Origin of the sequence: Cuspidothrix issatschenkoi CHARLIE-1 (assembly GCF_002934005.1) — a bacterium.
GTDB classification, from domain to species: domain Bacteria; phylum Cyanobacteriota; class Cyanobacteriia; order Cyanobacteriales; family Nostocaceae; genus Cuspidothrix; species Cuspidothrix issatschenkoi.
This window is the reverse complement of the sequence record NZ_PGEM01000087.1, coordinates 1-9,924: the sequence shown is the minus strand read 5'-3', so window position 1 is coordinate 9,924 and position 9,924 is coordinate 1. Positions and strand designations below refer to the sequence as shown.

The following is a 9,924-nucleotide window of genomic DNA, read 5'->3' as shown; positions in this document are numbered from 1 at the left end:
CATATTTGGCATAACAGGTACGGAAGAACCTGAAATTGACTAATACCAATTTTATGTGAAGCTGCACATATTTATTACCTCCCGGAGTTGCCGTCTTTGCAAGGGGGACTACAGAGGGGTAAGCTGTTGTCCATCTTCATACAGAATTGATATAACATTTGATATCTTTTATACGGGTTTGCTCAAAAGTAACACTTATTCTGATTTTTTTAGTAAATGATAATGAAAATAAATTATGGAAATTTGTTAATTCAGCTTAAATTATATCTCTTGATATCCAGAGAATTACAGCAGATGGCAGATAAAGGGTATAAAAATCAAGATGCTAAAACTATTGTGCTTCTCACTCCTGAATCAATAAATTGGCAAGTATTCCGTCAAAAGATCATAAATATACCATATAGTAGTGTAAAAATATATAGAATCTTCTCCAAATATCCATTACATTGCTGTTTAAAATGCCAAGTTTTCAGACTTCTACCTCCATGCAATTATCTGTATCGCCAAAACTCGGTCAGCCTTTAAAGATTGTCGCCTTGGGAGATAGCTTAGTATATGGATACGGTGACCCAGAGAAAGGCGGTTGGGTGGAACAATTACGACGGTGGTGGATGTTACCGGATAGTGTGGGTCATGTGCTTTACAATTTGGGAGTAAGGGGCGATCGCACGCAGCAAATTTCCCAACGATTAGAAGTAGAATTTCGTCATCGGGGCGAAATCCGCAATCGTGTTCCTGATTTGATTATTTTATCTGTCGGTGTCAACGATACACCCAGATTAAGAAGCACAACGGGGAGAAATTACACGGATTTTAGCAAGTTTGAATCAGAAATCGCCACATTACTAGATCAAGCACAACAACTTTGTCCCGTCTTATTTGTGGGGATGGTTCCCGTAGATGAGGCCAAAATGCCTTTCCTTGATTGTCTATTCTACAATCATGCCGACCAATACCGTTACAAAGAAGCAACACGACAAGCTTGTGAACAAAGACAAATTCCCTATTTAGATATTTTCGATCAATGGATGCAACGTAGTCAAGCTTGGAGAAGCGATCGCATGACCAAGGACGGACTGCACCCCAACACTCTCGGTTATCAGGACTTATTAGAAGCTGTACTTAACTGGATAGAGTTATCACAATATCACTGTCAGGCTGATTATCCCTCTTTCATGACTCTAGGCGACGCAAAATTTGAAACCTTTATTTAAAAAGGGTTTTGGCGATTTATAATGTTTCAAAATGTTCGCCATATTTTGTTATTAATAAAAGTATAATCATTGTAAAAACTCCCAATCTTCTAAAGCTACAGGTTCAGTAGGATCATCATCACGGTAAAGCTGAGTATTCTGTAAAGGATAAAGATTGGTATTTTGTGTTTCTAGAGATTTAATTTGATGTTGTGCTGATTGAGGTTATAAAATAATCACTTCCACAACATCACCAGCATGGAAAGGTAAACCTTTTAATACCAAAGTTCCATCTTCAGTTAAGGACGTTTCGATTTTATGAGCATTCATATTATCAATCTGGTGTATCAATCTGGTCTGTTACAGTTGATTTTATTTTAACATATTACCTCGTTACCGTTAATTGCATTTCTTTGGTGTTAATAATTCTAATTTATCCTCTAAAATTGTCCCTTTGAGATTTGCCCCCTGAAGATTTGCTCCCCTAAGATTCGCACCTTGTAAATTTGCCCCGGCTAAATTTGCACGTTTCAAATTTGCCCAACTTAAATCAGCATCCGTTAAATTAGCTTCACTCAAATTCGCTTTATATAAAAATGCGTTTCCTAAATGAGCCTTAGTTAAGTTAGCTTTATATAAATTGGCTTGATAAAGGTGAGCAGTCATTAATTCGGCCTCATATAAATTCGCCTCACTTAAATTAGCGGTAATTAAATTAACTGCAATCAAATTTGCAAAACTTAAATTACTGCGAATAAGTTGGGCTGATGCTAAATCAGCATCTTGTAAATTAGCATTTTGTAAATCTGTACCAATTAAATTGGCATCAGTAATAATAGAATTTTGTAAATTTACTGTACTCAAATCAGCACCAATAAAATTTCCATAACTTAAATCTGCCTGTGTTAAAACCGCCCCACTCAAATTAGCAATACTCAAGTTAGCTTGACTCAAGTTAGCCTCAATTAATTTTGCTTGATACAAAATAGCATTACTGAGATTAGCATAACTAAAATTAGTTCGCACTAATAAAGCGTGAGCTAAATTTACTTTATTCAAATTTACCCCTTGGAGATTTGCCCCTCGGAGGTTTTCTCCTAATAAATTGGCACTACTAAGATCAATTTCAATTTGTGGGTTTTCCTTTCTCCACTCTATCCAATTAACCGCACCAGATCGTAATAAATTAAGATGTTGTTGATTTGCCATTTTTTACTCCTACTCCTTTACTCGTTCCGCTTCCCTTGAGGATTTTCTCTTCCTGGTGAATTTTCAATTGCTGCTAAAGCACCCGCCGCTCCTGCTAAAATGTTCTGTTCTGAACCCCCTAAATAAAGTCTGCCAAAACTACCGACAGCTTGAACTTCCAGAATATTAATTTGGGCGGCTTTTTCCGCTTCGTTGGCAGCCAAAGCAGCATAAGCGGCTGGCTCAACTTCTAATACATATAAAGTTTCTCCTGCTAAGAGCATTTGTCCGCGACGGCTACGGTTAATTAATTGGGTTTGATAAGCGTCAATGTTACGGATAATTTGGCTAGAAATTACACGAGGTTTGATACAGTCATCTTTTTTCACGCCTATAAACGCTAAAATCGCATCTCCAGCGGCTCGCGTTTCCCCTTGAGAGCTAGAATGTACTTCCAAAAGTCCATATAAACGTTCTACTATTTGCACTCCAGGGCGAACGGAAGCGGATTTAAGGGCTATATCCGTAACTTTGTTGATTTCGATACCAGGTGAAATTTCAATCCATAGGGATGTGTCCCCCGGTAATGGCAAGAACCCCTGGGCTATTGTTCCCATGTATGCGGCGTGTTGAGGTTGCAGGTTGTCTAGAAATACGAAACTGCGTAGTTCTATGCCCAAGGTCTTAGTTCTCCAGTCATGAGGGTAAACGTCTGTTGTTGCAATATATGAGTTTACCGTTAAAGTGGACTGGTTTAGTAATTGGTGATTATTAATTTCTCTGCTGGAGAATGTTTTATTTATAAGTATTAATATGAAACAAGTAAGCCTTAAAGCCAAACTCTTCTGAATTAGATATTTTAGATGCACCAAAAGGGTTTTACTAGCGACTGCTGCTGTATTTTTGATGCGGCAGTTATTTCTAAGAATTTTGTTAAATTACGGACTCCTTAACTTTTCGCCTTTTCAAAAAACTAGACATAAATGGCCGCTCAAAAAATAAGTAAAAACAGTAGGCAATAATGAGTGACATTGCTGTACTTAGTAAATATTAATTTAGTCTTCCCCTAGCTAAAGTTCTTACCACCGAGAAATTCAGGATTTGGTGGCATCTTTTTAAAACTTGTAAAGGTAAAATTTTCTTAAATTCCGCAATTCCCACACAGACAATTGTTACGTAGTAGTTTAGGCTTAAATAGTGAAGGTATTAGTAGTTGAAATTTATCAAGTAAACTGTCAACTAAAGCCGAAATGACTATATAGTATCTTGTTCCTCCTATGACTCCCAAACACACAAAAATTAAATTTCCTCTTTGGCAATATTTAAATCAGCCATTATTTAGCCGTGACAATCAAATGATCTGGAATCCCCAACGCTTTGCCATTCTCTGGCGAATTCAACTTTTAGAACGCTGCTGGAAAAAGGAATGCGACTCCAAGGGTAAACAACAATCTGAAGGGTAATAGATGATAGGTCATGGGTAAACCTTTGATCTAGAAGACAGGAGGCGGGCGAACGGCCTTTCGCCCGTACAACAGTTAACAGTCAACCATCACCTATATCTATTGAGTAAAAAATACAAATCCTACTTGGAACAAACCGACAAAAAAGCCTAAAATACCACCTAAACTTACAATTGCTTGTAATTCATTTCTGACAATTCCTTCAATTGCATCTTCCAATTCTGCGGGTGATGTGGCTTTCACTCGTTCCACAATTACTTGATCTATGGATAAAATGGGAATTGCTTGAGCTACAATTGCTTCTAAATCTTGAGTTAAATATTTCTCTAAAATTAATGCTAAATCTCGCGCCACAACTTCTAGAGAAGTATTAACCACCGGAGAACTGCTTAAACGATTTAATAATACAATGGAAATTCTTTCCCAATCCGCCGATTGTGTTAATTCTTTAAGTAAATCGCTACCACTATTTTGTAAATATTGACGGACACTATCTCTAATCGTTTTTCGCAGTTGACGCACCGTACCTACGGGGAGATTTTGTAAAGATAGATTTTGTAATAATCCTTTAATGCGATCGCGCATTTTTAAGTCTCTAATTAATTCTTCCAGCCTTTTATTAGTTGCTTCTTTCTCATCTAAACAAAAAGTCCGTAACCGCGTAAGAGTATTTTTTAAACCAAATAAATTTGCCACTACCCAATAAGTACCACTGGTTTTTTCTCGAAAGCTTTCATCAACGGTTTGAATTGTCCGATCCGTCAAAAAATCAACTATAATTTGTCGTAAGGCATCCGGCGGTAAAACTACTTCTATTAACCAATCAGCTAACCTACTAGACTGTTCTTCACTAATTCTAAATTCTAGTAATACTTTATCAAATATTTGGTTAATTTGTGTTTCTAAAAATGTTTCTTGACGGGCTAAAACCTTCAAGAGACGGGGTAAGGATTCACCTAATAAATCACGTAAAATACCAGCTAAAATAGCAGTGCTACGGGGGTTTTTATCCCCTTTAATTTGGTCAATTACCAAACGTAATAACCATAAAATTCCACTTTGTACTCGCTCAGGTTGCAGCAATTTACGCGCCAGATTTTGTAATTCTTCTGGTGTTAGCAGCGATTTCATAATCGCATTAGCAATATTTTGTCCTAATCGTTCCTGATTACTAGGAATTAAACCAGGGGTAAAAGGTACTTTTCGTCCGAAAATATAAACAGCTTTATAGGGACGAAATAACATTCTTATGGCTATATCGTTAGTATAATAGCCAATCAGTCCACCGAGAATTGGCGGTGATATGTATAATAGAACTTTCGACAAATCCACGGCTTTTGGATTAGGTAATGGGTAATTTGTAATTTGTAATTCGTAATTTGTAATTTGTAATTCGTAATTGCTTAGATCAGGAATGTCAAAAAAAATATTTATTTTATCTTTTCAATACCTGGTCTAAATTGGAAAAAGCCTTGATTTATAGGTTGGGTTGTTCGTGTTAACGTTGCGAAGCAATAGCATGAAACCCAACAAATACGTTGGGTTGCGCTGTCGCTTAACCCAATAAAGCAGAAAATCGACAAGGTATTGCTTTTACATCCTAATTTCAATCACCAATCATCAATCACCAATTACCTAATTACTACTAATACTCCCATCATACCGTTAGCTATGGGGTAATGTGTGGCATGGAGAAAACCAACTTCCAGAGCTAAGTTTATTTGCTCCTGACCGATAGGGAAGCGTTCTAAACTGGGACTAATATAGGCATATTCTTCTTTTAACCCCAGGTTAGTGGCTATGGGAACAACAAAGCTATCTAAATACCACTGTTGCACAGATCGTAACTGTTCATTACTGGGACGATGAAAGTCTAAAATTGCAGCTTTTGCACCAGGTTTGAGGACACGATGTATTTCTTGCAAACTACGAGGAATATCTTTAACATTTCTTAATCCATAACCCATTGTGGCTGCATCAAAATAATTATTATCAAAAGGTAAATTTAAGACATCTGCTTCTAACCAAGTAATAGGCGGTTGGGGATAGTAATTTTGGCAGCGTTGTTGAGCAGTATTCAGTAAGTTGGCAGAAAAATCAACTCCATAAACCTGGCCTGTCATCCCTACATGACGTGCTAACCGAAAAGATAAATCACCACTACCACAACACAAATCTAACCCCATATCACCAGGTTTAGCTTCACTCCATTTCACTGTCATTTCTTTCCAAATTCGGTGGAGTCCCAAACTTAATTGATCGTTAAGTTGGTCATATACTGGTGCAATGCGGTTAAATATGGTGCTAACTTCGTTACTCATTTTTTAGGTTTTAGATGTTGGGTGTTGGGTGTTAGGTTTTGGAGAATAAGGAGAAGATATTTTCCGCAACCAACGGACAATGGACAACTGACCATTATTTATTCAAAGAGCAAGAAGCACTAGCAAGAGCGATCGCTTGTTGTGTTAATGGATCTTGTCCTAACCAACTTTCCCCATTATCACTTTCACTATAAAACTAGAAACTCAACTTAGAGTATAGAGTATAAGTCAACAGTCGACAGTCAACAATTATGAATGAAATACAACCCACCCCTCAAAGTCCTCAACAGCATACAGCCGAAGAATTATTAGTCAAGCTCAGACAAAAACTAGGGAACTGGGTAGAATGGGGACAAGCGATCGCCTACTTGCAAAAAAACGGTTATAATCCTCAAGATATCTTTGAAGCCACTGGATTTGAACCTATTCAACAAAATCAGGTGATTGTTGGTTCTCAGGTTTACAGTTCCATGGAAAAATGTGGATCATCACCGGAAACCTTGGCATATTACCGGACTAAAAGCAGTGATGTGTTATATGAATTACGCGGACTAACTCAAGAAGACCGTGCTACCACTGCCGATTTAACCTATCAATATAAGCTAGATGCAGATGTAGTTAGGGATATTGCCAAAGCAGTTAAAGATTATTCATGGTTTCCTAATTTACCAGAAGGTTTCAGTAAACATCCAGGAGATGCGATCGCCTATCAATCCTGGAAATATGCTAAACAAAAATCTGACCTCACCGAGCGATCGCGTTTAATAGCTAAAGGTTTACGCTTTGTCTATTCAGAAACAGCTAGAAAACAACTAGAACAACTGTTAATGGATTTTAGCGTCACTTCTAAAGTTGCCGCGCCTATTCTGCCATTTTATCGTCTGGAATCTGATGAAGACTTACCTCGGATGTTACCAGTAGTCGGTGAATTACCATTAACACCACAGGAATTAAAAGCAGTACCCTTAATAACAGAAATTCCACCATTTCGGATTGTTAAATTTGCAGGAGAACAAGCTTGGGTAGCATTACCAGGGTGGAAAGTGCTATTAAATGCCGAAGATCCTGTAGTTGTCATTGGTAATAGCGACATTTTCCCCAACCCCCATCAAAACAAAATTGAACCGATCATGATCGTCATAGATCGCGCTCAAAGAGAATGGGATATTTCCAACTACTTTGTTTTTGATAATGGGGAAAGCATTGACTTTCAATGGTTTGAAACTGCACCAAATATTCCCCTACTAGGAAAAATGATTGTCTTAGTTCGTCCGAAAAAAGTCTTAGATGAAGATTTTACCAAAGACGCTTGGCAGATTGACGAATAATAGCAGTAGGGGCGAACGGCCGTTCGCCCGTACAACAGTCAACCGTGATCACAAAAAGCGTTATAAAGAATTAGGAATCCCCAAAACTGCACAAGGAAAATTATTGCCTAGATTTTCTATCATCGGATGATCTCCAGATTGACAGCCTAAAAGTAGAATATCAGCGCTTTCTGATTGCACAACTTTTTTAAATTCTTGGGCAATGTTACCAAATCGCAAATGAGATTTAAAAGAACCTTGCCACTCTTCCGCTAAAGTTTTTGCTTGCCACAGAATTCTATCGGCTTCTTTGAGAGAAGTTCTAAATTCTGTTTCTAGATGCGGTAAAATTGCTGTGACTTTAGGTTGAGTTAATAGGAAGTTAACAGGCTTGGATATATTTTTTAATTCCCGTTCTAATGAAGGTTGATGCTCAGGTAAATTGAATATATCAACCGACTGATAATTAAAGTTTTCTTCTACTACATAAACAGCTTGAACTGTAACTTGATTGTTAGTAGCTAAAGTTGTTTGATGGGAAATCCAAAAGGCAATATCTAGGGCTGTATGACTTTCAGGTGAACCATCATAGCCCACAATTAAGTTAACTGATTTTGCCTCAGACACTCTTTGAGAAGAAGATTTTTGAATGTGTGGTAATAATACCATTTCTTCAATTAGGCCATCATGACCTATAGCACTTTGTAAACGTGCTAACATTGGTTTAATTTTCACAGTTTTACTTCTCTCCCTAGAAACGATGGACGAATGAGAAGCAGGGATGACAATTTTAAATTTTGGATTTAGCTGAAATTCCGAATCCGTAAATTTAAAATTTATTAAGGAAAACCCAATGATAACTGTTATTACAGCCAAGATTTTGGGAGTTCCTTCCATTGCCGACGGAGTTAGCTGACGGGCTAAGACTGGAAGGTGTCTCTCTGAAAGATTAGCCCCAAATACGTGGTTCCTCCGTTTTAAATTCAGCTTTCATGAATTTAAATTAGGCTACCCGCTAAAAATATAGTAATACTATTTCACTAGTTTCTGATAAAGTCAAGTTTAGTAATATTGAGGATATGCTTGTATTAAGTAGCCTAGTTGCTAATTTTTACCATTTTTCCTAAAATTTAAGAATTTAACTTACTTTAACTTCAGCATAATTAATAACTTATTGACATTATTTTATATAGAAGTCGGGGTTCTAGGAATAAATACTTTTATCCTCTTATACCATTTCTTTGTGAGGCTGCGCCAAATTTTTAAACTTTTCTGTCTGTGTTCTCTGTGTCTGGAGTGGTTCGTTTATCTTTATTCAGCCTGATTATCAGGTGTGAAGTTTTACTTATTACGGATTATAATTACTATCCAGATAATTTATCTGGGGGACAAAAACAAAGAATTGCGATCGCTCGCGCTCTAGTCAACCATCCCCCCTTAGTATTAGCGGATGAGCCAACGGCGGCATTAGACAAACAATCAGGACGTGATGTAGTAGAAATTATGCAGCGTCTAGCTAAAGAACAGGGAATAGCAATCTTATTAGTTACCCACGATAACCGGATCTTAGATATTGCCGATCACATTGTGGAAATGGAAGATGGTCTTCTCACCCGTGATGCTCAAAATGTAGTTTCACAAATCACGATACCAAAATAGATAAAGTGCTAATTATTTTTTTACTGGATCGGGACGGGGTGAATCAGTTTCTTGCTGTTTTGTTGTCACTGGGCTTTGACGGCTAGTTCTAAATGTTACATTCACCCCTTCATTAGATTGTTCGAGTACAAGTAATGGTGTCGGTTTAGCCTTTTGATCCCAGTGCATATACACAATTCGACCTTGAATAGTGGGCTGCCAGGTATCATCCTCTTCTCTGGGACTCAGATATGTTTCTATACAATCAATCATTTGGCTAATGGTAGCAGAAGTAGCCTGAGTAGGTAGCTTGGTTAACCGAATTTGCACACGGAATAAAACTCGTCTCACAGTATTAGGCGGTACACCTGTTTCATGTTCCACATCAAAGGTTTCATCTACCTGCTTACCGACACTAGCAACACCTACAGACCCTTGGGCAGCTTGACTAGGACGCAAGGCTTGAGAAATTTTTTCTTTTACCTTGATTTTAATTTGATTCACCAATGCAAAATGAAATACTTCCTCTGACATTCGCATCCGCAAATAATCAAGGTTAAAATCACGGGAGTGAACTAAATCTGGATTAGTTTCCATTTTGCGAATAGTTTCCAACGCTAACTTCAGTTTTTTCTCTAATTCCTTAGTGCGAAATTTTTCAAACTTCAGTTTTTTCTCACTCTGTTGCAGTAGAATCTTGCCATAGACAACTACAGCAACTAGAGCTAAAACCAAACCACCACTCGCAAATAGTAGTAGTGGAGGATTTTCCGGCTCATTAGCAGGTACGGATTTATTCAGTAAACCAAAAAGT

The 9,924-nt window shown here is 37.5% G+C and carries 10 protein-coding genes, 2 pseudogenes and 1 riboswitch; of the genes and pseudogenes, 5 read left to right on the top strand and 7 right to left on the bottom strand.

Annotation, left to right across the window (positions count from 1 at the left end; genetic code table 11):
- Positions 1-458: 458 nt before the first annotated feature.
- Positions 459-1,214: a GDSL-type esterase/lipase family protein gene (locus tag CUN59_RS12775; protein WP_104388203.1), complete on the top strand. Its 756-nt coding sequence runs from the start codon at positions 459-461 to the stop codon at positions 1,212-1,214.
- A 66-nt stretch (positions 1,215-1,280) separates the two neighbouring features.
- Here CUN59_RS12775 and CUN59_RS12770 read toward each other — a convergent pair.
- The 3 genes and pseudogenes from CUN59_RS12770 to ccmP form a co-directional block, all read right to left on the bottom strand.
- Positions 1,281-1,523: pseudogene (locus CUN59_RS12770) on the bottom strand (hypothetical protein).
- Between the two features lie 69 nt (positions 1,524-1,592).
- The gene (locus CUN59_RS12765; RefSeq protein ID WP_104388202.1) at positions 1,593-2,402 is read right to left on the bottom strand and encodes a pentapeptide repeat-containing protein; all 810 of its coding nucleotides are present in this window, start codon (positions 2,400-2,402) and stop codon (positions 1,593-1,595) included.
- Between the two features lie 17 nt (positions 2,403-2,419).
- Positions 2,420-3,061 (bottom strand): beta-carboxysome protein CcmP, encoded by a 642-nt coding sequence (ccmP, locus tag CUN59_RS12760; RefSeq protein WP_104388201.1) that lies wholly within the window; start codon positions 3,059-3,061, stop codon positions 2,420-2,422.
- Positions 3,062-3,658: 597 nt separating this feature from the next.
- Between ccmP and CUN59_RS12750 the strand changes: the two genes are divergently transcribed.
- Positions 3,659-3,844 carry a hypothetical protein gene (locus CUN59_RS12750; RefSeq protein ID WP_104388200.1) on the top strand — a complete coding sequence of 62 codons (186 nt, stop codon included), beginning with the start codon at positions 3,659-3,661 and terminating at the stop codon, positions 3,842-3,844.
- Between the two features lie 99 nt (positions 3,845-3,943).
- Here the strand turns inward: CUN59_RS12750 and CUN59_RS12745 are convergent, their stop codons facing one another.
- Complete coding sequence (locus CUN59_RS12745; protein ID WP_104388199.1) at positions 3,944-5,176, bottom strand: DUF445 domain-containing protein; 1,233 nt, start codon at positions 5,174-5,176, stop codon at positions 3,944-3,946.
- Positions 5,177-5,475: 299 nt separating this feature from the next.
- Positions 5,476-6,165 carry a bifunctional demethylmenaquinone methyltransferase/2-methoxy-6-polyprenyl-1,4-benzoquinol methylase UbiE gene (ubiE, locus tag CUN59_RS12740; protein WP_104388198.1) on the bottom strand — a complete coding sequence of 230 codons (690 nt, stop codon included), beginning with the start codon at positions 6,163-6,165 and terminating at the stop codon, positions 5,476-5,478.
- Positions 6,166-6,203: 38 nt separating this feature from the next.
- On the opposite strand from ubiE, the gene CUN59_RS21440 reads away from it, so the two are divergent.
- Together CUN59_RS21440 and CUN59_RS12735 are read left to right on the top strand one after the other, a co-directional pair.
- Positions 6,204-6,359: a hypothetical protein gene (locus CUN59_RS21440; protein WP_165790195.1), complete on the top strand. Its 156-nt coding sequence runs from the start codon at positions 6,204-6,206 to the stop codon at positions 6,357-6,359.
- Between the two features lie 57 nt (positions 6,360-6,416).
- Positions 6,417-7,493: a RuBisCO accumulation factor 1 gene (locus CUN59_RS12735; RefSeq protein WP_104388197.1), complete on the top strand. Its 1,077-nt coding sequence runs from the start codon at positions 6,417-6,419 to the stop codon at positions 7,491-7,493.
- Between the two features lie 60 nt (positions 7,494-7,553).
- Here CUN59_RS12735 and CUN59_RS12730 read toward each other — a convergent pair whose 3' ends face one another.
- Positions 7,554-8,207, bottom strand: coding sequence for a universal stress protein (locus CUN59_RS12730; RefSeq protein ID WP_438501817.1), 654 nt, complete (start codon positions 8,205-8,207; stop codon positions 7,554-7,556).
- Positions 8,208-8,357: 150 nt separating this feature from the next.
- A riboswitch (cyclic di-AMP (ydaO/yuaA leader) is annotated at positions 8,358-8,471 on the bottom strand.
- Positions 8,472-8,831: 360 nt separating this feature from the next.
- Between CUN59_RS12730 and CUN59_RS12725 the strand changes: the two are divergent.
- Positions 8,832-9,131 (top strand): annotated as a pseudogene (locus tag CUN59_RS12725) (ATP-binding cassette domain-containing protein); the annotation flags it as partial.
- Between the two features lie 12 nt (positions 9,132-9,143).
- Here CUN59_RS12725 and CUN59_RS12720 read toward each other — a convergent pair.
- Positions 9,144-9,911, bottom strand: coding sequence for a hypothetical protein (locus tag CUN59_RS12720; RefSeq protein ID WP_104388226.1), 768 nt, complete (start codon positions 9,909-9,911; stop codon positions 9,144-9,146).
- Positions 9,912-9,924: the final 13 nt, after the last annotated feature.

Bases quoted from the DNA above. Each gene is read 5' to 3' on its own strand.
- CUN59_RS12775 (WP_104388203.1), top strand. From the start codon at position 459: ATGCCAAGTTTTCAGACTTCTACCTCCATGCAATTATCTGTATCGCCA.
- CUN59_RS12765 (WP_104388202.1), bottom strand. From the start codon at position 2,402: ATGGCAAATCAACAACATCTTAATTTATTACGATCTGGTGCGGTTAAT.
- CUN59_RS12750 (WP_104388200.1), top strand. From the start codon at position 3,659: ATGACTCCCAAACACACAAAAATTAAATTTCCTCTTTGGCAATATTTA.
- ubiE (WP_104388198.1), bottom strand. From the start codon at position 6,165: ATGAGTAACGAAGTTAGCACCATATTTAACCGCATTGCACCAGTATAT.
- CUN59_RS12735 (WP_104388197.1), top strand. From the start codon at position 6,417: ATGAATGAAATACAACCCACCCCTCAAAGTCCTCAACAGCATACAGCC.